Source organism: Actinomyces gerencseriae DSM 6844 (assembly GCF_000429265.1).
Lineage (GTDB): Bacteria > Actinomycetota > Actinomycetes > Actinomycetales > Actinomycetaceae > Actinomyces > Actinomyces gerencseriae.
Genome location: NZ_KE386873.1, coordinates 74,279 through 98,578, shown reverse-complemented (window position 1 = coordinate 98,578; position 24,300 = coordinate 74,279). Strand labels below are relative to the sequence as shown.

Here is a 24,300-nt window from a genome sequence, read left to right as displayed (position 1 = left end):
ATGACCGACGACACTATCTCCGGGCCGGACCGGGCCCCCGAGCCGGACCGGACGGACAGCTCCGGTCCGATGGACGGTCTTGACGACCAGGCCGCCCTGTCCCCCGGCCAGGTCCTCATGCAGATCTACGCCTTCTTCTACAAGAAGGCCGTCGGTCTGGTCCTCCTCCTGCTGGCCGGGACGCTCTCTCTGCTCGGCGTGCTCTTCCCGCAGATGCCCTCATCCGTCAGGGGCGACCCGGAGGCCGCTGCCCGGTGGGTGGAGTCGGCCCGGAGCGTCTTCGGCGGCTGGACCGACGTCCTGCGCACCGCCGGCGTCTTCACGATGTTCTCCTCGGTCCCGTTCCTCGTCGTCATGGCGCTGCTGGCCCTGTCGATCATCGCGTGCACCGTGCACCGGCTGCCGGTCATCTGGAACGCCGCCCGCCACCCGCGCACCAGGGTGACCGCCCGGTTCTTCGACCGGGCCCGGCTGCGCTCCCGCTTCACCGCCCCGGTCAGCGCCGAGAAGGCGTTTCAGGTCATTCGCGCCGATGCCCGCGGGCACCGCATGCGGTTCATCGTCGACGACGGGGGACCGGGGCGCAACGCCTATATCGACCGCAACCGCTGGGGACCCTTCGGCACCGCGTTCGCCCACACCGCCTTCGTCATCATCATGGCCGGCTTCGTCGTCTCCTCGGTCACCGGCTTCAGCGACCAGGAGTTCACGCTGACCATCGGCCACCCCAAGGATGTCGGCCACGGCACCGCCCTGGTGGCCGAGGCGAGGAGTTTCCAGGACACCTACTACGAGGACGGCTCCCCCAAGGACTACGTGGCCGATCTGGCGATCTACGACGGCGGCGAGGAGGTGGCCAACCGGGAGGTGCGCATCAACTCACCACTGAGCTACGACGGCGTCGTGTTCCACCAGGCCTACTTCGGTGTGGCCGCCGTCCTGACGATCACCGACGACTCCGGCGCCGAGGTCTTCCACGACGGCGTCGCCCTGGACCGGACCACCCGTGACAAGAAGCTCACCTACGGCCGCACCACCCTGCCCGACGGCAACACCGTCTTCGTCATCGGGGCGGCCTCCGGCCAGACCGGCACCGGCATCGAGCCCGGCCAGATGAAGATCGAGGTGCACGAGGGCGAGACCAGCACCCCGGTCGGTGAGGCCGTGCTCGACACGGGAGTCCCCGCGACCGTGGGGGCCTACACCTTCGATTTCGAGCGGGAGCAGCAGTTCACCGGGATGATCGTCAAGAAGGATCCGGGGATCGGGATCGTGTGGTTCGGGTTCGTCCTGCTCATGGTCGGCACCTGCATGACGATGTTCTTCCGGCACCAGCGGATGTGGGTGCGAGTGACCGAGACCGATGACGGGGCCCTCGTCCAGATGGCCTCACCGGATCGGCAGGACTCCGGGTTCACCAGATTCTTCACGGACATGACCGTGCGCGTCAGCAGCGACATGACCCGAGCCGATGAGAGGACCCGAGCCAATGATTGAGTACTCCCAAGCCCTTCTGCTCATCACCACGACGCTCGTCGTCGTGTCGACCATCGCCTATCTGGGAGCCTTCTTCGCCGCCCGGATGTCCCGGGCGGCGGTGGCGGCGGCCGTCGCCACCGAGCCGACCGGCACGGTGGTCATCAACACTGGTGACGGCGACCGTACGGTGGCGGTCACCGGGGGCATCCGTCATGCCCCGATCAAGCGATTCACCGTCACCTGGTGGGCCGCCAAGTCCACACAGTTGAGCCTGGTGCTGCTGACCGGGTCGCTGGTCATCCGGACGATCGCCACCGGTCATGCCCCCTTCTCGAACCACTACGAGTTCGCCATCTCCTTCGCCTGGGGCATGATCCTCGCGCAGGTGTCCTTCGAGTGGCGCTACCGCGTGCGCACCGTGTCGATCATCGTGCTACCGGTGATCCTGGCGATGCTCATCTACGCCTCCACGCTGTCCTACCAGCCGAGCCCGCTCATGCCGGCTCTGCAGAACTCCCCGCTGCTCACCCTGCACGTGCTCACCGCCTCCATCGGCTACGGAGCGGCGGTGGTCTCCTTCGCGGCCGCGGTCATGTACCTGCTCTCGCCATACGTGACGTGGAAGGGCTGGCCCAGGCCGGAGGTGCTCGACGACCTCGGCTACAAGGCCACGGTCGTCACGTTCCCGATGCTGACGCTCATGCTCATCCTGGGCGCGCTCTGGGCCAATGTCGCATGGGGCCGCTACTGGGGCTGGGACCCGAAGGAGACCGCGGCCCTGGTCACCTGGCTGATCTACGGCGCCTACCTGCACGCGCGGGTGACCCGCAGCTGGCGGGGCTCCAGGTCGGCGTGGTTGCTCATCCTCGGTTTCAGCGCCGTCATCTTCACCTACCTCGGCAACCTGTTCTTCGGGGGCCTGCACTCCTATGCCTGATCACGACGAGGAGCCGGTCGGGGAGCCGGTGGACGATCCGGTCGAGCTTCCCGGGTCCGGTGACGGGCCGGTCGGGGAGCCGGAGCCGGCGCCCGTGGGAGAGCCTCCGGTCGAGGAGGAACCGACGCCTTCGGCGAAGGCGGACTGGCGGGCCAGGATCCGCCGCTCCGGGTTCGGCCAGGTCGCCGTCCTCCTGGTGACCTCCTTCGCCATCGCCATCGCGGCCTGGTGGGCGATCAAGCCGAACGATTCCGAGGACCCGCAGGCCGAGACGGCCGTGGTCACCCAGGTGGACGTCGAGGGCGCGCAGAGGGCCCCGACGCAGGGAGATGCCGCCCCGGCCTTCGCCGGTACCGACATCGACTCCCGGCAGGTGTCGCTGACGGAGCTGCGGGGCAGGCCGGTGTGGCTGATGTTCGTCGCCACCTGGTGCACGGGATGCCGCACCGAGATGCCCGATGTGCGGGATGCCGTCACCGCTCACGGCGACGACGTCCAGGTCGTCGTGGTCTACGTGGGGGAGAGCGCGTCCGCGGTGCGCTCCTACTCCGATCGTGTTGGCAATCGCGGCGGTGATCATGGCGGCAGCGGTGGCGACGGTGGCGGCCTCACCGAGGTGGCCGATCAGAGCCAGGAGATCTCCGCCGCGTACGGGGTCATGGGCGTGCCCTCGCACTTCTTCATCGACGGCGACGGTGTCGTCCGTGAGACGCATGTCGGGCTGCTCGGCCCCGACCAGATGGCCCGGTCGATCGAGGCGCTCAAGGCCCCCTGATCCCGATCCCGAGATCGGTCGAGTTCCGGCTCGAGATCGGTCCGGTTCCGCGTCGAGATCGGTCCGACGGCGGCGCGCCCGGGAGTCGGGGCCGCGAGTCGGGCATTCCTGCGCGAGTCCGACGACGCCGCCGCCCGACTCGCGCCGAAAAGCCCGACTCGCGAGGTCGCACGGTGGCGTGCCGGCTTGACCGGAGCGCGACGTCTTGAGGACACCGAGCCGAACCGGACCGATCTCGCGTCATGCCGCTACGGGAGCCGAGTATGATCTCGGCGGCCGGGTCGCCTAGCCTGAGCCCGTGAGTACCAACGACTCCCAGCGCGTCCGTCTGGCCCGGCTCGTCACCGATCTCGCCGTCGTGCGCGGCCGGGTCACCCTCGCCTCCGGCGCCGAGTCCGACTTCTACGTCGATATGCGCCGGGCGACCCTGCACCACGATGCCGCCCCCCTCATCGGCCACGTCATGCTCGACATGCTTGAGGAGGCCGGTCTGAGCACGGACGACGTCGACGCCGTCGGGGGCCTGACCATGGGAGCGGATCCGGTGGCCGCGGCCATGCTTCATGCCGCCGCCTCGCGCGGCCTGGACCTCGACGCCTTCGTCGTGCGCAAGGCCGCCAAGGACCACGGCATGAGGCGTCGGATCGAGGGGCCGGAGGTCTCCGGCCGCAGGGTGGTCGTCCTTGAGGACACCTCCACCACCGGTGGCTCCCCGCTGGAGGCGGTCGAGGCGCTGCGGGAGGAGGGGGCGACCGTGCTGGCCGTGGCCGTTGTCGTGGACCGCGACACCGGTGCGCGCGAACGCATCGAGCCGAAGGGGCTGCCCTACTACGCCGCGTTGGGCCTGGCCGACCTCGGACTCGGCTGAGGGGCCGTTCGGCGTTCGAGAACTGATGCTCTCACGCACTTCTGCGCTCGACCCGGCTCAGGCCTGTGACGGATCCTCGGAATCGCGCCGATCGTCGGTGCGGCGGTGCGGCCACCGTGAAAGTGCGTGGGAGTCGCCGTTCGCCGTGCGCGACGACGGCCTGCTCCCCGGTCGACGCGCGGGTACTCGGTGGACGAACCGCGGATGGTCGAGGATGTGCTGCCTGCTCCCCGGTTGACGCGCGGGTACTCGTGTCCGACGACGGGGCGCGAGAGCGGGAGACTCTCACTCGGGGCGCAGAATACTGCCATGACTCATGACGCGAGCCGTGCCGCCCCCGCTCGGAGGACGCGGGCGGCTGCGAGTGCCGGTGCCCCGGAGCGGGTGGGCGATCTGCCCGAGGGCGAGCACCGGTCCCGGACCAGTCCGCTGGACCTGGACGCCTCCGCCGTGGGCGTGGGGCCCTGGCCCGGCGCAGAGGCCTCCTGGCCGACCGACCCCCGCTACGATCGCGAGCTCCTCGCGGTGGGCGACCGGCGCAACGTGGTCGATCGCTACCGCTACTGGAGCGTCGAGGCCATCCGCGCCGACCTCGCCGCCCGGGCGCATCCACTGCACATCGCCATCGAGAATGTGAGCCAGGACCTCAACATCGGCTCCATCGTGCGCACGGCCAACGCCTTCAACGTCGCCGGAGTCCACATCGTCGGCCGACGCCGCTGGAACAAGCGCGGCGCCATGGTCACCAACCGGTACCTCGATGTGCGCCATCATCCCGAGCCCGCCGAGCTGCTCGCCTGGGCCGCTGAGGCGGGGTACGAGGTGGTCGCCATCGACAACGGTCCAGGCTCTCGGCGACTGGAGGGCGAGCCCCTTCCCGAGCGCTGCCTCATGATCTTCGGCTCCGAGGGGGAGGGGATCGGGCCCGCACTGCTCTCCGGGTGCTCCAGGCTGCTGCGCATCGGCCAGTACGGCTCGACGCGCTCCATCAATGTGGCCGCGGCGGCCGCCGTCGCCATGCACGCCTGGGTCCTTCAGCATGGTGGGCCGGCCCCGGACTGAAACGCGGGCCGGCATGCCGGGCGCCCATATGACCTCGACTCTCGACGACGGCGGAGCCCGTCGCGAGACGTCCCGGGGGCGGGCCCCGGCCCACCCGATCGGAGGCTGCACGCGCGCTCCGCGCATGACGCGCGGCGGGCCGCCGCCGCCGTCCCCGGCGTCGACGGCCCGCGCAGTTGCGGACGCCGAAAGGCGTCAGGCCTCGTCACCGCCCTCGATCACGGGGTGCGAGGGCGAGGTGTGCGTGACCTCGATCTTGCGGGGCTTGGCCTCCTCGGCGACCGGGATCGTGAGCGTGAGAACGCCGTCGGTGTACCGGGCCGAGATCCGGTCCAGCGCGAGCCCGTAGCCGAGGGTGAGCTGCCGGGCGAAGGTCCCGGACGGGCGCTCATGGGCGAGCCACTGGACGCCGTCGGACTCCTCGGCCGGACGCTCGGCGCGGACGGTGAGGGTGCGGTCCTCGACATCGACGTCGATCGTCGACGGGTCGACGCCGGGCAGGTCGATGCGGGCGATGAAGGACTCGCCCTTCCGGTACAGGTCGAGGGGCATGCCCACGGACGCGGGTGTGCGGACCATGCCGCCCGTCAGCAGGCGGTCCAGGTCGCGGAACGGGTCGAAGGATGCTGCTGTCGCCATGTCAACCATCTCCATGCGGTTTCTATGCGGTCTCTCATGCGGTCACTGCGCCGGACCGTCCGGAGCAGCACCGGAAGGGCGCTTCCCGCGCCCCTTCCGGACACCTCGATTCTGGCACTCTTGACCGGAGAGTGCTAAGGAGTATCGCTCAGAGTGGAGCGCGTGACCACCGGCCGTGCCCGGCGCGCGGCCGATCCGGGACCATGATCCGGTACCCGGTCGCCCCGATCCGTGGAAGAATCGAGAACACACCACTGCCCATTCACTGACTATCAGGAGGCACACAGTGGCTATTGCAACCCCGGAGTCCTACGCCGATATGCTTGATCGCGCGAAGGCCGGCAAGTACGCCATCCCCGCGATCAACGTCACCTCGTCGCAGACTCTCTCCGCCGCCCTCCAGGGCTTCGCCGACGCCGAGTCCGACGGCATCATCCAGGTCTCCAACGGCGGTGCCGCATACTGGTCCGGCTCCTCGCGGGCCGACCGCGTCAAGGGCTCCCTCGCCCTGTCCGCCTACGCGTACACGGTCGCCGACCTCTACCCGGGGATCGTTGCCCTCCACACCGACCACTGCCCGCGCAAGCTCGTCGACACCTGGCTCAAGCCCCTGCTCGAGATCGAGATCGAGCAGGCCAAGCGCGGCGAGCCCACAGCCTTCCAGTCCCACATGTGGGACGGCTCCGCCGAGTCCCTCGACGACAACATCAAGCTCGCCGTCGAGCTGCTGGCCATGAGCAAGAAGGCCAACACCATTCTCGAGATCGAGATCGGCGCCGTCGGCGGCGAGGAGGACGGCATCAAGGGCGAGGAGAACGCCAACCTCTACACCACGGCCGACGACGCGTGGGCCGCCGTCGAGGCCCTCGGCCTGGGCGAGAACGGCCGCTACACCACGGCGCTGACCTTCGGCAACGTGCACGGCGCCTACAAGCCCGGCCACGTCAAGCTCCGCCCTGAGCTCCTCGGCGAGATCCAGGACGAGGTCGCGGGGCGCCTCGGCGACCGGCTCCAGACCAAGGTCGGGGACAAGTCCTCCCCGTTCGACCTCGTCATGCACGGCGGCTCCGGCTCCACCGCGGAGGAGATCGCCACGGCCGTGCGCAACGGCGTCATCAAGATGAACGTGGACACCGACACCCAGTACGCCTTCACGCGCCCGGTCGCGGACCACATGTTCAAGAACTACGACGGCGTGCTCAAGATCGACGGAGAGGTCGGCTCCAAGAAGGCCTACGACCCGCGCGCCTGGGGCAAGGCCGCCGAGAAGGGCATGGCCGCCCGTGTTGTCGAGGCCTGCGAGCGCCTCGGCTCCGTCGGCTCCGCGGCCAAGTGACCCCCGTCCCCGTCAGGGGAGCGGCCCGAGGCTGACCGGCCCGCGGCCGTCGGCGTCCTCGCTGGTTCCTCACTGCCCCGGCACCCGCCGCACAGCGGGTGCCGGGGCAGTGCCGTGCCGGCTCGCGTCGAGTTCGGTCCGGTTCCGGCTCGAGATCGGTTCAGTTCCGCACTGAGATCGGTTCGGTTCCGCACTGAGATCGGTTCGGTTCCGCACTGAGATCGGTCCGAACCGGTGGTCCGCCGCTGCAATCGGGTGGAGAGGCGCGACCCGCGCCCGGAGAGCGAGCGCGACGGGCGGGCCGGGCCGTCAAGATCGTCGTCGGGCGCGCCCCGCATTCGGGGACCTATCGGGCCCGGATGGTCGCCCGGAGCCGAATGCCGGGGGTGCGCCCCGCATTCGGGGAGCGGTCCCCATCGCCGCGCCGAACCATCGGGTGCGTATCAGGATACAGTGATGACTGACCGGAATGGACGGATGAGTCATGGGGCCAGCGGGTCCCGATTGTGCGACCGCCGGAATAGGGCGGTGGGGCACCCCGTTCGGGTCTTACACATGAATCTGGTCCGCGCCCGTTCGGGATCTCCTGGCCGACGAGCGACTATTCACGGAGAACGATATGGAATGGAGTGCTGATTTCCCGGAAGCAGACGGCGTGGGGTGGACTCCTCCCCATGTCGCCCCGCAGGCCCTCGACTCCTTCCTGAGGAGCTGGGCGCGGGTGAAGACGAGCGGCGCGACGGGACCCCGACTCATCCGGCGCCGGTCGATCGCGGCACGGGTCGTCGCGGGGATCGTTGTGCTCCACACCGCCTTCATCCAGTTGTTCACCATTCCGTGGCTGGTTGGTCTGATCACGGGACGGACCGCCCTGGATTCTCTTACCGTTTTCTCCCTTTTTCTTCTTTTCTTCGTGAATCTCCCAATACTGCTGTGGGGGGCCGGCGTGCTGCGGTGCCGGACGGTTCTGAGCGCCCACGGCATCGACATGCGCCGCCTGTTCCGCACGGAGAGGCGGCCGTGGCCGGCCACGCGCTCGGGATTCGCCCTCTCGGAGCGTGAGATCGATTTATCGAATCCGGAGTCCTCGGAGTCCTCATTTCATTACAGAGTATGTCGGCTTATGCTGGTCAACGGCGGGCCCGACGACGTCATGAGGATGCCGGGATGCATCTTCGGCGGGACCTTCCGGTTCTTCAGCAAGGACTGCGTCACCAGGGCCCGCTTCGCCCTGGAGGGGATCTGGGCCTTCGCAGTCGGCCAGGGGTGGATCGTCCCCGACGTCGGGACCGTGCGGGCGGAGCCGGAGTTGGCGGAGGCGTCCCGGAATGCCCGGAGTATCCAAGCCGCTCGGAGCGCGGCGAGCGGGCCTCTGATCTACGGCGCTCCCGCGTGGCGTCGGGTGCGGGAGTTCCTGTTCGACGGCGGCCTGCTCCTCCTCTGCGCGGGAGTGGTTTTCGGCGTGATCGGGGTCCTGGCCCTGCATCAGCCCGGAGGGGACACCAAGACTGTGCTCATCGGACTCGGAGGCCTGGTTCTGGGGCTGGCCGGTGTGATGACTCCTCTGGTCAGAATGCGCCGGTTCTTCCGGAAAACCATCGTGGACCGTGGAGCGATTCGTGCGGGCTGGAAGGAGTACCCGTGGCCCGGGTCCCGCTCCAGCCTGTACGTGGCGGGGGATCGGGTCTTCATGGTGGACGGCGGCGGGCGTGCCGTTCCTCTGCCGGGTACCGGCGGTGGCCGGGGTGGGTTCGCACGGCGTGAGGCGCTGGCCGCGTCGCAGTGCGAGGAGATCTGGCGCTGGGGTACGGCCAACGGCGCCACCCGGGAGTCCGGTCGCTACATTCCTCTGCGGTTCGCCGACTGGCAGCGCGAGCGCGAGGTCTTCGAGGCCCGTGCCGGGCTGAGGCCTATGCCGGGCTGAGGCCGGGGAGACCCGGCCTCCGAGGAGCGGCGAGAGCCGCCTCCCGCGGACGAGCCGGCCCGATCGGCCGCCCGACGCGCTTCTCCCGCCTTCTCACCGACGCCGCATGTAGGCGTTCACCACGTCGGTGGATAGTCCTGTCCCCTCCAGACTCCGCAGCAGACCCGCGTGCGGGAACGCGGCCGTGCGGACCCCGCCGTCGTCGCAGTAGCGGGTGATGCGGCTGGACTCCGGCTCGAAGACCGGGCGGTCGGGGATCTCGCCGTTGCGCATGAAGGCGAGCCAGTCCCTCTGGACCCGCTCGACGACGGCGCGATTCTCCGCGGTCACCGGGACGCGCATCCGGTCGAGCGTGCCGAAGAGGAACACCACCTCGGCGCCGTGGTAGGAGCCGGGTCGTCCGCCGTACACCCTGGGCACGCCCTCGAAACGATACCCGTAGACCGTGGTGAATCGGGAGAACCGGTCCATGAGGTTCAAAGCCGCTCCGTGGAAGACGACAAGCTCCATCATCCGGATCTGGAGGTCGACGACGCTCTCCGCTTCCTCCCGCACCTCGGCGGCGATGCGCTCGCCGTGCTGCCCGTAGACCTCCTTGATTCTCCGGGTGAGATCCCGGCTTCGGGTCGCGATGCCCATGCGCCTGTACCACATGGGCATCTCGATCATCGAGAACTCGTCCGCCGTGGTCCCGATCAGGACGGGCAGGCGGGGAAAGGCGCCGTCGTGCAGGACGACGCGCGGGTCGGTGGAGAAGAAGGGGCGGTCCATGGTGGTGGACAGACTCGCCCGGGGCATCCGCAAGCGCAGCAGGCGTTCGATCGGTAGTCCCACCAGCTCCCGATAGCTCGACAAACGGTTGTCGGACAGGAGGTCCGCGAAGGCTCTGCGCTCGTCATCGGGGTCCAGCGGTACGGGTGCGGCCCTCTGGCCGCTGCACAGGATGAGCCGGTGGAACAGGCCGACGTTGTCCGGGTTGAGGGCCTGGTAGAGGGCGTACTGGGCGCCTCCGCAGTGCCCGAGGAGGGTGATGCTGTCCGGATCCCCGCCCAGCTCCCCGATATTCTCCCGTACCCATCGCAGCGCCATCTGCTGGTCCAGCAGGCCGCGGTCGCAGCTCACCCGATCGCCGTCGACGACGTGCAGGTGCCCGAGTGCACCGATGCGGTACGTGACCGTGACGACGACGATGCCCTGCTCGGCCAGGTGCGTGCCGTCGTAGACCGGCAGCGTCCCGGAGCCGCAGTCCCCGCCGTGGATGAGCACGAGGACGGGCTTGGGTGCGCTGGTTCCGGATGTCCAGACATTGACCCGCAGGGAGTCCTCGCCCATCACGTCGTGGCGCGGCTGCCATTCCGGGCGCAATTGGAAGTGACGCAGAGCGATGTTGACGGCCCCGGGCACGAGGCGCTGCGGGAAGCAGTGGCCCAGGCCGGAGTTGACCGGGGCCTGTCCGGACGGAGCGCCGACGGGGACGGGGGAGCGGAATCTCCTGGCCCGCGCGTAGGGGATGCCGAGGATTCTCATCACGGGGGACCCGGTCCGCGTGCGTCCCACCTGCTGCGCGGTGAGGCGTCCCAGGGCGGTGCTGAGGATCATGAGCGCTCTCCTGTCCGAGGATCGTCGGGGGAAGTGCCGGGGGCGGGCGGGGCGCTGGGGGACTGAGCCAGGAGTCCGGCCCAGCCGCTGAGACGGAAGCGCGTCACCCGGTCCATGTACTGCCGGGCCTCCTGCCGGGTCAGGCCGTGATCGACCGCGGCGCGCAGCGCCTCGAGGCCGTTGGAGGCCAATGAGTGCGCGAAGAGCCGGTCAGCCGGCGAGTCCGTCAGCCCGGGCAGGCTGCGGTAGGCCTCCTCCTCGATCCGCACCAGCTGCTCGGGGAAGTGCTCGTAGCGGCTTCCCGTCGCATGGCACAGGAGGAGCTCGAAGATGTCGAGGTCGTCGTAGATGAGAGCGAGGAGGTCGTTGGTGCGGCCGACTGAGTGCGCGAGCGCCTCCGAGTCGGCAGCACCGCCATCGGATCCGGGGGCCGTCTCGCCCCGGCCACCGCCGGGACCGGTCGCGGGGCCAGGGCCACCGGAGCCGCTCCCCGTCCTGCCGGCGGCCCACGCCGAGACGAGTCGCTCCGCGGACTCGCCCACGAGTGCGTCGAACAGTCCCTCTTTGCTCCCGAAGTGGTTGTAGATGGCGCCGGTGGTCGCATGGGCGGCGGAGGCGATGCGGCGCAGGCTCGCCCCCGCGTACCCGCGGTGTCGGAACTCGGCGATAGCCGCATCCAGGATGCGCGCCCTGGTCTGCTCGGAACTGCGACTCATGGAGATCCTGGTCAATAACGTCGTTATCTACAGTAACGATGTTATGGTTCCTGTTCGGCCCCGTCAAGACCGGGTATCCCGGCTCCATTCCGCGGGTCGTCATATCCCGGGCCCGCTCCGCGAGTCGTCCGGCGGCGTCCGGATCGGCGACGACGAGCAGGCGTGCTCCGCGCGCGCCGTCCCGCGGGGCGCGGACCGTTCCGGAGTTGCTGCTCGGCGGCAATGCGGCGGCAGGCGCCGTCCCGCGGGGCGCGGACCGTTCGCACCCCATGGGCGCGGCGCTCTCGGGTAGGCTGGTGCGCGGTGCGGGTGCTTCCGCGCTGCCGTCACAACAGGGGAGAAGCCCATGCCAGCCGTCGTCGTCGTCGGGACTCAGTGGGGGGACGAGGGGAAGGGCAAGGCGACCGACCAGCTCGGCCAGGACGTCGACTACGTCGTCAAATTCAATGGCGGCAACAATGCCGGCCACACCGTCGTCATCGACGGCGAGGCCTTCGCCCTCCATCTCCTGCCGGCGGGTGTGCTGACCCCCCGCGTCGTCCCGATCATCGGCAATGGCGTCGTGGTGGACCTCGACGTGCTCTTCAGCGAGATCGCCGAGGTCGAGGCGCGCGGCAAGGACGTCTCGTCCCTGCGCATCTCGGCCGGCGCCCACCTCATCCCCTCCTACAACCGGGTGCTGGACCGCACCACCGAGCGCTTCCTCGGTGCCCGCCGGCTGGGCACCACGGGGCGGGGGATCGGACCCACGTACGCGGACAAGATGAATCGCGTGGGCCTGCGCGTCCAGGATCTCTTCGACGAGTCGATCCTGCGTCAGAAGATCCGTTCCGCACTCGACCAGAAGAACGGCCTTTTCCTCAAGATCTTCAACCGCCCGGCCATCGACCCCGATGAGGTCGCCGACGGGCTCCTGGCCTACGCCGACCGCGTGCGCCCCATGATGATCGACTGCTCCCTGGTCCTCAACGACGCCCTCGATAAGGGCCGGACCGTCCTGTTCGAGGCCGGTCAGGCCACCATGCTCGACATCGACCACGGCACCTACCCTTTCGTCACCTCCTCCAACCCCACGGCCGGCGGCGCCTGCACCGGCACCGGGGTCGGGCCGACCCGCATCGACTCCGTCGTCGGCGTCGTCAAGGCCTACACCACTCGCGTCGGTGAGGGGCCCTTCCCCACCGAGCTCACCGATGCCATGGGCGAGCGCCTGCGCTCCGAGGGCGGGGAGTACGGCGTGACCACGGGCCGCCCTCGCCGCTGCGGCTGGCACGACGCCGTCGTCACACGCTACGCGGCCCGCGTCAACGGGCTCACCGACCTGGTCATGACCAAGCTCGACGTCCTAACCGGTCACGAGACCATCCCGGTGTGCGTCGCCTACGACATCGACGGCGCGCGCACCGACGAGATGCCGCTGACCCAGACGGACTTCCACCATGCCCGGCCGATCTACGAGGAGATGCCCGGCTGGAGCGAGGACATCACCGGGGCGCGCGACTTCTCCGACCTGCCGCGCGCCGCCCGCGACTACGTGCTGCGCATCGAGGAGCTCGCCCGCACGCGGGTGTCCGCGATCGGTGTCGGTCCGGGACGGGAGGCCACGATCACGCGCCACGCGCTGCTCGGCTGAGGCGGCCGCGGGAAGGACCCGGAAGGACCCATCGGCGCGCCGGCATCACGACGACGGGCCGCCGGCGTCATGATGCGTCGCGCGGCGGCGGCCCGGCGCATCGGGCGCCGGGCCGCCGCATGGACGCGCTCCGCCTGATTCGGCTTCCGATCGCCTACTGATTCAGTCGCCCGCCCGGCTTCCTCCCGCGGGAGCGCAGCACGATGGCCAGTGCTGCGCCGCCCCCGACGACGATGACGGCCGCGACGCCGGCGATGATCCACATCCAGGGCGGTCCCGAGGAGTCCTTGGCCGTGGCCTCGATCGCCGTGTTGCTGGCGAGCCCGGTCCACGTCACGCTGCTCCCGTTGATCGTCCCGTCCGCGTTGGCCTGTGCGACTCTGGTCGGGAAGTTCACGGTCATCGTGGTGTCATCGAGATCGGCGTAGGTCGTCGCGGAGAAGGTGAAGCGGCCGTCCTCGTGGGTCACCGACCAGGTGACGCTCGACATCTCATCCGGCGACAGGTTCGCGACCGAGATTCTGCACGCCGGCTTCCCGTCCTGCTCGATCTGCTCAACGGTGTCCGGGGTCGCGCCCTCGAAGGTGGGGAAGTTCTCCTTCTTGCAGAACTGGGAGAAGTTGTCGTCCGACAGCCCGGCGGCGGTCATCGTCGCGGTGAGGTCGACTGTCTCCTCCTTATGAATCGTGAACTCATAGCTCGCCTTCAACTGCGGGTCCAGCATGTCGGCCGCGGAGGTGGGGACGATGCCGACCAGTGCGAGCGCGCACAGTGCGAGCGCTGTTAGAGCGGTGCGGGATGGTCTGATGAGGGAGCTCATCCCCGCAGTTTATGCCGGGGCTCATGCCCGGCGGCTCGACATCTCGGGGTGTCGGGCGGCCGCGCCGGGGTTCGTCCGTCCGGTCCCGGCGGGAGCCTCGGATCCGCCCGACTCAGGCCTGACCGGGGTCGGGCGGTGGCGGTGCGGTCGGCTGGGCCGGGGCGGGCGGTAACGGCGTGCCGGGCTGACCGGGCTGGGCGTAACCGGGCTGCGGCGTGCCGGGCTGGGCGTAACCGGGCTGGGGCGCGCCGGGCTGGGCGTAACCGGGCTGGGGCGCGCCCGGCTGGGCGTAACCGGGCTGGGGCGCGCCGGGATTCATGGGGAGGCCGGCGTAGGCCGTCTGCTTCCTCTTGCGCACGACGAGGAGGTAGTAGGACAGTCCGCCGACGGCCGCGAAGACCATCAGAATGCCGATGATGATGGCGGGGTATGGCGGCGTGCCGTGGTCGGCCCCCATGGCCTCGATAGTGGCGGTCTCGTTCTCGGCGTTCTTCCACGTGGCGGTGCTCCCCGAGCGCTTGCCACCGCCGGAGACCCGCGAGACCTTGCCCGGGAAGGTCACCGAGATCTCCGCCTCGTCGAAGCGGGTGAGATATGAGTGATCCTCGTAGGAGAAGGTCTCGTTATCGTGCTCGATCGTTGCGCTGAAGTAGTTGTTGAACTCCCTGACGGTCATGCCGCTCGCCTTGAGCGTGCACGTGTCGTTCTTGGAGTCCAGCTTGGCCTGGACCTTGACACTGGAGCTGAATCTATCCTCTATGTCGTCGGTATCGCAGTTCATTGAATCAACCTGCTTGCCCTTGACCGTGGCATCCACATCGACGAGGCTCTCCTCGGTGATCGTGACGGAGAAGCTGTAGGAGCCGTCCGAGTCGGGGCTCGGGGTGGACGTGGCCGCGGCCGGCGAGCCGACGGCGGTGCCGATGAGGACCGGGACGACCGCAGTCATGGCGAGCCGTCGAAAGGAGTGGGGGAGGTGCATGGCCCTGTACTCTACGGGATGACGATACCCAGGGTCACGGCCGTGCTGCGGGCTCCCCATGATCCGGAGGACTCCTGACCACCATCGACCGCTCCGCACGGGCGTCCGCCCCGGTCCCGAGTGGCCCGAGCGGCCCGGACCCGGGCGAACACGACGGTGAAGCAGACGCGGTGCGGTTCAGTACGGGTTCAGTACTGTCCCTCGCCGTTGGGGTTGTACGGCTGCTGCCCCGGCTGGACGTAACCGGGAGACGCCTGACCGGGCGTCCCGGGCTGGGGCATCCCGGGCTGGGCGGGCGTCTGGGGCTGGCCGAACCCAGGTGCCGGCTGGCCGCCGGGCTGGACGTAACCGGGAGACGCCTGACCGGGCATCCCGGGCTGACCGGGCATCTGGGGCTGGCCGTAGGCGCCGACCGGTGCGACGGGCTGCTTCTTCTGGCGGGTGGTGAGTACGATGATGAGCACGATGCCGCCTCCGACGACGGCGGCGGCGACGATACCGATGATGATCCATATCCCGAGCAGTCCCGACGAGTCCTTGCTCTCGGCGTTGATCGAGGTGAGGGAACCGATATCGGACCAGGTGGCCGTGTTGCCGTCCACCGTGGCATGGCTGTCCGAGTCCGTGACCTTGGTGGGGAACGTGACCGCCATGGAGGTGTTCGCCTCCTTCAGGTCGGAGAAATTGGATGCCTTGAAGATGTATTTGCCGTCCTCGTGCTTGATGGACAAATCATCGTCGTCACTCGTGCTCTCGATGTCCCCATTGGTCGCGGACAGGATGCATTGGTCGCTCTGGGTGCTGACGTCGACGTCAGTACCCGGGTCGTCGAGATCCAGCAGCTCCTTGGTGCAGTAGAGGCTGGGGGACGCGCCTTCGACCTTCATGGTGAAGGTGATGTCGAACGTGTCGTTCTCGTGGATGGTGATATCGAAGGAGCTCGTGACGTCTCCTGTAGCGGCGACGGCCGGTGAGGCGCCGACGAGGCCGACGAGTGCGAAAGCGAGTGCGAGAACGGGGATGGCGACGGTTGCTGTCAGATGACGTAGGCGGTTGCGGAGAAGGGTGCGCATGCGGATGAGTCTACGGGACGGGGCCCGCCGGGCTGACCGGTAGGACTCTCCGCCTGTCGCGCTCGTGCCGTCCCTCCGCGCCCGGGTTCGATCGGAGTCGGGATGAGGGCTGCGCTGATCGTGCTCGATCGTGCTCGACCGTGACTCGGGGACGGTCGATTCACCGATTCATCAGAATTGCCCATTGCTGTACGGGCCGTACGGCCCGTAGCCGGGGGCGCTCTGACCGCCGGGCTGGGGATAGTCCGGCTGCCCGGGTTGGACGTGGCCGGGGGCGCTCTGACCGCCGGGCTGGGGCGTCCAGGGCCCGGCGTAGCCGGCGGCGGGCTGGGCGGGTGTCTGGAACTGGCCGTAGTCGGGCTGGGCCGGCGGGACGTGACCGTGAGCGCCGGGGGCCGGCTGCGCGGGTTGGGCGTACTCGAGCCCGGGCACTCCGGGCTGGGCGGGCGGCCTCTTCCCGCGGGTGGTGAGCGCGAGGGTCAGCACGATGCTGCCTCCGACGACGGCGACGACCGCGACGCCGATGGCGACCCACGTCCAGGGCCGGTCCGGAGAGTCCTTGCCGACCGCGTGCAGGTCTCCGTTCTCCTCCAGATAGTTGTTCCAGGTCACCGTGTTGCCGTCGATGGTCGCGTTGCCCGAGGCCTTGATGACTTTTCCGGGGAAGGTCACCGAGTAGCTGGAGTCCGAGTCGTCGTAGAGGGCTTTGGCGCTCGCGTCGCCCGACGGCACTGTGACGTCGAACTTCCCATCATTGTGCGTGATGGACATGGAATTGTTCGAGCCGCTGAATTCCGAGACGGGGATGCCCCGTGCGCTTATCCGGCAGGCCGGATCCCCGTTATGGTCGGTGAAGGTGTAGGTGATGTCCGCGCCGGCGGGGGCCGTGGCGCCGCTGGCGCCCATTCCCTCCGCGGAGCAGTCGGACTTCCCCATCACTCCTCCGGAGTCCCAGATAAGGATCGTCTGGTCGAGTGTGTCGTCGTCGTGGATCGTGACGTCGTAACTGATGCCGCAGGCGCTCAGGGTGAGGACGGCTGACACGATGACGGCGATGCCGAGCCCGCGGAGAAGGTGGGGAGCGTGCATAGTGAGGAAGTCTACGTCGGCCCGCCTCCTGCTACGTCCGATTCGAGCCGGATCGCCGATCGCCCGCGGAGCCGCGCGATGCCCGCTGCGGGGCCGACCGGCGTCGGCGCATGGCGAGCACTGCGCCCGCGGTGCCCGCACCGAGCCCGATGACCACGACGCCGGCGACGGCCCACGGCCTGAAGCGGCTCCAGGCGCTCACCCCTTCGTTCGGCGTCGCGTAGCCCGAGGCGCTCACGCCGTTGGCGAGGGCGTCGGCTCCCTCCCAGGTGACGGTGCGCCCGGAGACGCTTCCCCCGCCCGCATCCACGACGGCACCGGGGAAGGTGATCGACAGATGAGCATCGACGATGGAGCTGAGCGAGCCGGACGACGCGGAGGGGGGCGCGGGGGCGGAGGGGGCTGCGGAGTCCGTGCCCGCCGCTGTCGAGTCCGCGCCGGCGGAGCCGTTCGGGGCCGTGTCGAGACCGGCTGCCACCGCCGAGAGGGTGACGACGTAGAGGTCGCCGTCGCGCGCGACGAGGGGAGCGGTGCCGGACTCCTTCGCCTCCTCGGCGTCGAGGATCCTGACGCCCGTCACCGTCACCTCGCAGCCCACGCCCTCGGCGTCGTCCACCGAGCCGACGGGCGTCGAGCTGACGGCGGTGCCGGCGGGAACGCCCACGAGGGAGGGGTCCGCGTAGTCCTGGCAGTCGGTGTCGCCGGTCAGCACCGTGCCGGTCGTATCGCGCATGACGAGGGTGGCGTCGTAGGTATCGGAGGGGGCGATGGTCATGTCCATGCGAGCCGTGCAGGCCGACAGGCCGAGCGCTGCGGCCGCGACTGCGGCTCCGGTGGTCAGGGCGGTGCGACGTCGGGTCTTCACGGCTTCGACGCTACACGGGTGCGGATGTGTCCGGAAACACGAGCCGAAAGTGACGGATGTGACGGATGTGGTGTCGATGGGACCTAAGGGGCGTGCTCCGAACGGGCCGATGGGAGAGGATTGAGTCGACAGTAAGAGTCGCAAGAATCCAAGGAAGGGACTCATATGACTGTGACTGAGCAGGATGTTCGCGCTGCTGCGCCGGCCAACGCTCCTGAGGACGTCATCGCGTTCGTCGTTCGCCTCGCCGAGCTCGGCAAGCCGGAGAACGTGTACTTCTGCGACGGCTCCGACGAGGAGTGGGACCGCCTGACGTCCGAGATGGTCGAGTCGGGCATGTTCACCCGCCTCAACCCGGAGAAGCGCCCCAATTCCTTCCTCGCCCGGTCGCTGCCCAGCGACGTCGCCCGGGTCGAGTCCCGCACCTTCATCTGCTCCGAGAAGGAGGAGGACGCCGGTCCGACCAACAACTGGTACGACCCGGTGGAGATGAAGAAGATCCTCCACGAGAAGTTCGACGGCACCTACAAGGGCCGCACGATGTACGTGATCCCCTTCTCGATGGGGCCGCTCGGCGGCCCGATCTCCCAGTTGGGGATCGAGATCACGGACTCGCCCTACGTCGTGGTCAATATGCGCATCATGACGCGCATGGGCTCCAAGGCCATGGACCTCATCAGCGAGGGCCGCACCTGGGTCCCCTGCGCGCACTCCGTCGGCGCGCCGCTGGCCGAGCACGAGCAGGACGTCCCCTGGCCCTGCAATGACGAGAAGTACATCACTCAGTTCCCGGAGACCAACGAGATCTGGTCCTACGGCTCCGGCTACGGCGGCAACGCCCTGCTGGGCAAGAAGTGCTACGCGCTGCGCATCGCCTCGACCATGGCGCGTCGCGACGGCTGGATGGCCGAGCACATGCTCATCCTGCGACTGACCGACGAGAAGACCGGCAAGCAGTACCACGTCACCGCCGCCTTCCCGAGCGCCTGCGGCAAGACCAACCTCGCCATGCTCCAGCCCACCATCCCGGGCTACAAGGTCGAGACCGTCGGCGACGACATCTCCTGGATGCGCCCCGGCCCGGACGGCCGCCTGCGCGCCATCAACCCGGAGGCCGGCTTCTTCGGCGTCGCCCCGGGCACGTCCTACAAGACGAACCCGATGGCCATGGAGACCATGAAGGCCAACTCCATCTTCACCAACGTCGCCCTGACCGACGACGGCGACGTGTGGTGGGAGGGCATCGACGCCCCGCTGCCCGAGCACCTCATCGACTGGCAGGGCAACGACTACACGCCCGCCGATGCCGAGGCCGGCAAGAAGGCCGCGCACCCGAACTCGCGCTTCACCACGCCCGCCTCGCAGTGCCCGATCATCTGCCCCGACTGGGAGGCCCCCGAGGGCGTCGCCGTGGACGCCGTCCTCTTCGGCGGTCGCCGCGCCAGCAACGTGCCGCTGGTCGCCGAGCAGTACGAGCCCGCCCACGGCGTGTTCATCGGCGCCTCCGTGGCCTCCGAGGTCACCGCGGCCGCCCTGGACGCCAAGGTCGGGGCGCTCCGCCACGACCCCTTCGCCATGCTGCCCTTCTGCGGCTACAACATGGCCGACTACTGGGGCCACTGGCTGGAGATGCAGGAGGAGCTGGGTGACAAGTTCCCGAAGGTCTACCAGGTCAACTGGTTCCGCAAGGACGAGGACGGCTCGTTCCTCTGGCCCGGCTACGGTGAGAACTCCCGCGTCCTGGACTGGATCGTCCGCCGCGCCGGCGGCGAGGTCGGGGCCGAGGAGGGCGTCACCGGCCTGTACCCGAAGTTCGAGGACTTCAACCTCGAGGGCATCGACGTCGACAAGGCCACCTGGGACAAGATGTACGACATCGACCCCGACGCCTGGGCCGCGGAGATGGACGACACCGAGGAGTACTTCAAGCAGTTCGGTGACAAGCTGCCCGCTGCCGTCAAGGAGCAGTTGGCGACCTTCCGCGAGCGCATCGCCGAGGCCAAGAAGGCCTGATCTCGGCTGACTCCCTCCTGTCCTGGGCAGGATCCGACGGGGCTCCGACCGTTTCGCCGGTCGGAGCCCCCGTTTTCATTTTCTGTTGCAATGGAGCGGGCGAGGTGATGCGCGATGGGGTTTCACGTGAGGATGTCCGGCGATGGCGGGAGGAAGTCCTCCTCCGGAGGTTTCACGGTTGGTCGCTCAGGTGGGGATGCGTCACTGCGGGGGTGGACGATGCAGATGCCCGATGGGCGGCTGATCCTGCGGCGCTCAGTGCTCATTCGGTGTCTTGCGGTGCCTGTGGCTGTTGTCGGAGCCATCTGGATGGCCCTACTGGCCCTGCAGATGCTGGATCCGTTGACGAGCGGGTTCGATCGTTCTGACGATGCGATATTTGTTGTGCTGCTCAGCATCCCGACGGTCTGGGCTGTCAACGTTTTACGGCGCAGGACTGTTTTGAGCGAGTATGGCGTTGAAATGAGGCGCCTGCTGTTCACGGAGCGGCGTCCCTGGGTGTCGGTGCTCTCGAGGCTCACTCTTTCGACGTTTGATATGAGCGGCCCTGGGGCTGAAAGCGGAATCGACCGAACTCGGATCGCTCTCGTTAATGGTGATCTCGATGATGTCATCAGGCTTCCCGGCTGTGTTCTCGGTACGACTCTGGTTGACTCTCGTAAAAGGGGATCCGCTGCTCTCAGGGCTCTGTTGAATTACGTCGACGGGCAAGGCTGGATCGTGTCGGATACTGACCTCGGCTGGGAGGATCCTGGGTTGGTGAGGGCGCGTCAGAGCCATGGAGCCGATGAGATCGCGCAAAGGAGCCGTCTCGTGTTCTGCGTCCCGGCCTGGCGCAGGATCAAGGAGCATTTCTGCAATGGCGGCATGTTCCTCATAGGCTTGGGGGTTCTGCTCCTCGCGATGGGTGGTCAGCAGTTGCTCTTCGAGTCCTCGCCGCTGAGCGCATCCGACCGTTTCTACGCAGTTCTATTCCTCATTCTCGGTCCCCTGTCCATGGCCCCTCCCTTGTACAGGATCTATGGGTGCTTTCAACGGGTGATCGTTGATGACAAGGAGATCCGCGCTGGTGGGAAGTCCTGCGCGTGGCCGGAGTCCCGCTCCGGCCTGTTCGTCGTCGGGGACAGGATCTTCCTGGCGTGCGCCGGCGGACGGGGTATCGCCCTGGATGGCGCCGGCGTCACGTGGGGCGGTTTCCAACGACGACAGGAGAGGCTGGTGGCCCGGTGCGAGGCCATTTGGCTCTGGGGCGTCGCGTACGGCGCCACCCGTGAGAGCGGTCGGTATGTTCCCGTGCGGGACGAGAGCATGCAGCGAGAACGCGAGATTCTTGAGAAAGGCATGGGCATGGCGGTCCCGCGTCGAGGCTAGCGTGCGACTGGTGTATCGATCCTCACGCGGTGGAGCCGCCGAGATAGGAGATCTCCAGCTCCTCCGCCGCCCGGAACAGTCTTTTGTCTCGAGTCCACAGCAGTGCGCTGGGAACCAGCGCTACGGAGCCAAGCAGGTGCACGTCAACCGGGCTGAGGCCTCGTCCCCACAGCGCATGGGTTCTGACCAGGACAAGAAGCTCCTCATGTGAGAGAACCGGGAATCGATGGAGGTATGACAGGTATCTCAGGGTGTCGTCCCTGGCCGCCAGCGATCCCGTCGCCAGTTCTTCGATGACGAGTGGATGGACACCTATCTCGTCGTGGTGCAGCAGGTCCCGAAGTTTCGGGTTCGTGTGGTGGAGGTGGTCGATCCACACCGAGGTGTCGACGAGGATCACCATGGATCGTTCCGCCGTCGTGGCGAGACACTCGCCTCCGCGTCGGAACCGCCGAGAGCCGCAAGGCGGCGCGCGCTCTCCACCCTGACCAGGGTCTCCAGCCCTTCTCGCAGCAGCTCGGTGCGCTCGGTGATGCCTGTGAGCTCCTGGGCGCTGGCGATGAGGTCGTCATTGAGTGTCACGGTGGTCCGCATGGTGACTCCTACATCATGAACGTCATCATATGGTGCAGATTGTAGTGCGCATGCGATGTGGTCACCAGTTCGCGCTCCGCGGGACCGGAGGTGTGCGCGGCGCCCGCGGTTGGCGGCAGCATGCGGGTCGGCCCTCCTTCGTCGTGGAGGAGGGGCGACCATGGGAGGTGCCATTCCGGCAGGTGGTGGTTCGGGTGGCGGATTTCTGCTCGCCGGCCTTCCGCTTGCGGTAGGCCGTCATCCGATCGCCCAGCGTGGACGTGATCAGACCCGCCGCGGTCCAGCGGACCATGACGATAACCGCCTGGCTCATGGGGGCTACCTTGGCGGAGTCGCACCTCGCTGAGGGGCCCGCGGGCTGTGACTCCGGCCGGGCTGTGCTCTTGGTCGGACGGCGACATCGTGGCCGACTGCCGCTCCTACGGGGATCCCCCCCCTTCGCTGAGATCGGTCCGGTTCCGCATCGAGATCGGTTTGGTTTCGCGGGAAAACCGTACGCGACCGGGTGTCCCACGACGCCGCTCCCGATTGAGGGTATTGTGATTTCTGAAGGCGAGACAATTAGGTTTCCTGGGTCTTCGTCGGACACGCGGAGCTCCTTGAGGTGTTGGTGAAATCGGTGGAGGAAATCGGGGAAGTCCGGAAAGCCGATGAAAAGGTCGTGGGTGGAGCGTGCGAAGGTCTGGGTACCGTCCGGGGATGAGCCTCGCTGCGCGGGGAAGGATGCGGCCAACGTGCGCCGTTACATCGATGATGAACTCGGTATCATTTTGTCTGGCGAGAGGTCGGAAGGGAAGACGGCGATGTCGCAATCAACCTCGGCCCCGCAGGATCGCAGCATGGTCGACTCGTGGCACACGAGCTCCGCATTCGAATAATTTCGGAGGGGACGCAGGGGCGGATTCTCCCGCCCGAGTCACTCATCAGTGAATCTCTGGGCCGATGAGATGCGTGAGCGATCCAACGAAAGATGGGGCCGGACCGATTTCGGTGCGGAACCAGACCGATCTCGAGCCGGAACCGGACCGATCTCGAGCCGGAACCAGACCGATCTCGAGCCGGAACCAGACCGATCTCGAGCCGGAACCGGACCGATCTCGGCGAAGCGGGCGGGGCGCGTGCGGTCCACCGCCGTGTCACGATCCGAGTGGGCGCGACCACGGGCGGCAGGGCCGCTAACCTGGGGACGTGAAGATCCTGCTTCTCGGTTCCGGCGCGCGGGAGCACGCTCTGGCCCGGTGCCTCGCCTCAGACCCAGCCACCAGCGAACTCGTCGTCGCCCCGGGCAACCCCGGTACCGCCGAGATCGCCACCAATCTCGCCATCGATCCGACCAGTCCCACGGAAGTCGTCGAGCTCGCCACCCAGATGGGTGCCGAGCTCGTCGTCGTCGGTCCGGAGGCGCCACTCGTCGCGGGCGTGGCCGATGCCGTGCGCGAGGCCGGCATCCCCGTCTTCGGCCCCGGCGCGGAGGCCGCCCGTCTCGAGGGGTCCAAGGCCTTCGCCAAGGAGGTCATGGCCGCCGCCGACGTGCCCACCGCCGACGCCGTCGTGTGCACCACCGAGGCCGAGCTGAATGCGGCCCTGGACCGCTTCGGCCCTCCGTACGTGGTCAAGGAGGACGGTCTGGCGGCCGGCAAGGGTGTCGTCGTCACCTCCGATCGCGTTGCCGCCATGGATCATGGCCGGGCCCGACTCGCCGAGGAGCACGGCTCCGTCCTCGTCGAGAACTACCTCGACGGTCCGGAGGTCTCCATCTTCTGCGTATGCGACGGCGCCACCGTCCATCCGCTCGCCCCCGCGCAGGACTTCAAGCGTCTGGGCGACGGCGACGTCGGACCCAATACCGGCGGGATGGGCGCCTACTCACCGCTGACCTGGGCTCCCGAGGAGTTGGCCGAGCAGGTCGTGCGCGAGATCGCCCAGCCCATCGTCGATGAGATGGCCCGGCGCGGCACCGCCTTCATCGGCTTGCTCTACTGCGGGCTGGCGCTGACCGCCGACGGCCCGCGAGTCGTCGAGTTCAACGTGCGCTTCGGCGATCCCGAAGCCCAGGTCGTCCTGGCGCGTCTGACCTCCTCCCTGCCCGAACTGCTGCACCACGCCGCGACCGGCCGCCTCGCCGAGGCGCCCGCGCCGACCTGGTCGGAGCAGGCCGCCGTCGACCTGGTCCTGGCGGCTCCCGGCTACCCCGGCGCCGTATCGATGCCGTCCGGCTCCGCCGGGTCCACTGGTTCTGCCGGGGCCGTCGAGGCCACTGAAACCGCTGGCTCTGCTGACCTCACTGCCGGCCTCATCACGGGAGTCGAGGAGGCCGAGGCTCTTCCCGGTATTCACATCCTGCATGCCGGTACCGGCCTCGATGACGACGGTCGGTTGGTCGCTGCCGGAGGGCGCGTGCTGTCCGTGGTCGCGCTCGGGTCCTCGGTCCAGACCGCCCGGGAGCGCGCCTACGAAGCCATGTCCCGCATCCACCTCGACGGCGGCCAGTACCGCACGGACATTGCCGCTGGTCGGTGACAGCG

22 protein-coding genes are annotated in these 24,300 nt (G+C 68.4%); 11 read left to right on the top strand and 11 right to left on the bottom strand.

The window, feature by feature from the left end; all coding sequences use genetic code 11:
• The 5 genes from G448_RS0113520 (at position 1) to G448_RS0113500 (ending at position 5,121) form a co-directional block, all read left to right on the top strand.
• On the top strand, positions 1–1,497 hold the full coding sequence (locus G448_RS0113520; protein ID WP_026408409.1) for a cytochrome c biogenesis ResB family protein: 1,497 nt from the start codon (positions 1–3) through the stop codon (positions 1,495–1,497).
• The gene (gene ccsB / locus G448_RS0113515) at positions 1,490–2,416 is read left to right on the top strand and encodes a c-type cytochrome biogenesis protein CcsB (RefSeq protein WP_026408408.1); all 927 of its coding nucleotides are present in this window, start codon (positions 1,490–1,492) and stop codon (positions 2,414–2,416) included. The genes G448_RS0113520 and ccsB overlap by 8 nt, the downstream gene beginning before the upstream one ends.
• Positions 2,409–3,191, top strand: a complete 783-nt coding sequence (locus tag G448_RS0113510; RefSeq protein WP_026408407.1) for a TlpA family protein disulfide reductase — start codon at positions 2,409–2,411, stop codon at positions 3,189–3,191. The genes ccsB and G448_RS0113510 overlap by 8 nt, the downstream gene beginning before the upstream one ends.
• 298 nt (positions 3,192–3,489) lie before the next feature.
• The gene (pyrE, locus tag G448_RS0113505; RefSeq protein WP_026408406.1) at positions 3,490–4,059 is read left to right on the top strand and encodes an orotate phosphoribosyltransferase; all 570 of its coding nucleotides are present in this window, start codon (positions 3,490–3,492) and stop codon (positions 4,057–4,059) included.
• A 309-nt stretch (positions 4,060–4,368) separates the two neighbouring features.
• Positions 4,369–5,121, top strand: a complete 753-nt coding sequence (locus G448_RS0113500) for a TrmH family RNA methyltransferase (RefSeq protein ID WP_026408405.1) — start codon at positions 4,369–4,371, stop codon at positions 5,119–5,121.
• A 195-nt stretch (positions 5,122–5,316) separates the two neighbouring features.
• Here the strand turns inward: G448_RS0113500 and G448_RS0113495 are convergent, their stop codons facing one another.
• Positions 5,317–5,769, bottom strand: coding sequence for an Hsp20/alpha crystallin family protein (locus G448_RS0113495; protein WP_026408404.1), 453 nt, complete (start codon positions 5,767–5,769; stop codon positions 5,317–5,319).
• Positions 5,770–6,046: 277 nt separating this feature from the next.
• Here G448_RS0113495 and fbaA point away from each other — a divergent pair, with 277 nt between their 5' ends.
• On the top strand, positions 6,047–7,096 hold the full coding sequence (gene fbaA / locus G448_RS0113490) for a class II fructose-bisphosphate aldolase (RefSeq protein ID WP_026408403.1): 1,050 nt from the start codon (positions 6,047–6,049) through the stop codon (positions 7,094–7,096).
• 655 nt (positions 7,097–7,751) lie between these two features.
• A complete protein-coding gene (locus G448_RS16800) occupies positions 7,752–9,020 on the top strand; it encodes a hypothetical protein (protein ID WP_156911057.1) in 1,269 nt (422 codons plus the stop codon).
• 93 nt (positions 9,021–9,113) lie between these two features.
• Here the strand turns inward: G448_RS16800 and G448_RS0113480 are convergent, their stop codons facing one another.
• Positions 9,114–10,619: a carboxylesterase family protein gene (locus G448_RS0113480; RefSeq protein ID WP_026408402.1), complete on the bottom strand. Its 1,506-nt coding sequence runs from the start codon at positions 10,617–10,619 to the stop codon at positions 9,114–9,116.
• Positions 10,616–11,335: a TetR/AcrR family transcriptional regulator gene (locus tag G448_RS17200; protein ID WP_026408401.1), complete on the bottom strand. Its 720-nt coding sequence runs from the start codon at positions 11,333–11,335 to the stop codon at positions 10,616–10,618. The genes G448_RS0113480 and G448_RS17200 overlap by 4 nt, the downstream gene beginning before the upstream one ends.
• A 346-nt stretch (positions 11,336–11,681) precedes the next feature.
• Here G448_RS17200 and G448_RS0113470 point away from each other — a divergent pair, with 346 nt between their 5' ends.
• Entirely contained in the window at positions 11,682–12,968 is a 1,287-nt protein-coding gene (locus G448_RS0113470; protein ID WP_026408400.1) for an adenylosuccinate synthase, read from the top strand.
• 154 nt (positions 12,969–13,122) lie between these two features.
• Here G448_RS0113470 and G448_RS16785 read toward each other — a convergent pair whose 3' ends face one another.
• From G448_RS16785 to G448_RS16775, 5 genes are all read right to left on the bottom strand, one after another.
• On the bottom strand, positions 13,123–13,788 hold the full coding sequence (locus G448_RS16785; RefSeq protein ID WP_051269094.1) for an LppM family (lipo)protein: 666 nt from the start codon (positions 13,786–13,788) through the stop codon (positions 13,123–13,125).
• 112 nt (positions 13,789–13,900) lie between these two features.
• Entirely contained in the window at positions 13,901–14,770 is an 870-nt protein-coding gene (locus tag G448_RS19065) for an LppM family (lipo)protein (protein ID WP_026408399.1), read from the bottom strand.
• A gap of 188 nt (positions 14,771–14,958) precedes the next feature.
• Positions 14,959–15,843, bottom strand: coding sequence for an LppM family (lipo)protein (locus G448_RS0113455; protein WP_026408398.1), 885 nt, complete (start codon positions 15,841–15,843; stop codon positions 14,959–14,961).
• Positions 15,844–16,014: 171 nt separating this feature from the next.
• Complete coding sequence (locus tag G448_RS16780; RefSeq protein WP_051269092.1) at positions 16,015–16,932, bottom strand: LppM family (lipo)protein; 918 nt, start codon at positions 16,930–16,932, stop codon at positions 16,015–16,017.
• Between the two features lie 31 nt (positions 16,933–16,963).
• On the bottom strand, positions 16,964–17,797 hold the full coding sequence (locus G448_RS16775) for an LppM family (lipo)protein (protein WP_211228024.1): 834 nt from the start codon (positions 17,795–17,797) through the stop codon (positions 16,964–16,966).
• Between the two features lie 165 nt (positions 17,798–17,962).
• Here G448_RS16775 and G448_RS0113440 point away from each other — a divergent pair, with 165 nt between their 5' ends.
• Both G448_RS0113440 and G448_RS16770 read left to right on the top strand, forming a co-directional pair.
• A complete protein-coding gene (locus G448_RS0113440; protein ID WP_026408397.1) occupies positions 17,963–19,810 on the top strand; it encodes a phosphoenolpyruvate carboxykinase (GTP) in 1,848 nt (615 codons plus the stop codon).
• Between the two features lie 219 nt (positions 19,811–20,029).
• Positions 20,030–21,181, top strand: a complete 1,152-nt coding sequence (locus tag G448_RS16770; protein ID WP_245572352.1) for a hypothetical protein — start codon at positions 20,030–20,032, stop codon at positions 21,179–21,181.
• A 22-nt stretch (positions 21,182–21,203) separates the two neighbouring features.
• On the opposite strand, the gene G448_RS0113430 is transcribed toward G448_RS16770, so the two are convergent.
• The 3 genes from G448_RS0113430 to G448_RS18300 form a co-directional block, all read right to left on the bottom strand.
• A complete protein-coding gene (locus G448_RS0113430; protein ID WP_245572351.1) occupies positions 21,204–21,584 on the bottom strand; it encodes a type II toxin-antitoxin system VapC family toxin in 381 nt (126 codons plus the stop codon).
• Entirely contained in the window at positions 21,578–21,775 is a 198-nt protein-coding gene (locus G448_RS0113425; RefSeq protein WP_026408395.1) for a type II toxin-antitoxin system VapB family antitoxin, read from the bottom strand. The genes G448_RS0113430 and G448_RS0113425 overlap by 7 nt, the downstream gene beginning before the upstream one ends.
• 61 nt (positions 21,776–21,836) lie before the next feature.
• Entirely contained in the window at positions 21,837–22,088 is a 252-nt protein-coding gene (locus G448_RS18300; protein WP_156911056.1) for a hypothetical protein, read from the bottom strand.
• A gap of 875 nt (positions 22,089–22,963) precedes the next feature.
• Here G448_RS18300 and purD point away from each other — a divergent pair.
• Positions 22,964–24,295 (top strand): phosphoribosylamine--glycine ligase, encoded by a 1,332-nt coding sequence (gene purD, locus G448_RS0113410; protein ID WP_026408394.1) that lies wholly within the window; start codon positions 22,964–22,966, stop codon positions 24,293–24,295.
• Positions 24,296–24,300 lie beyond the last annotated feature (5 nt).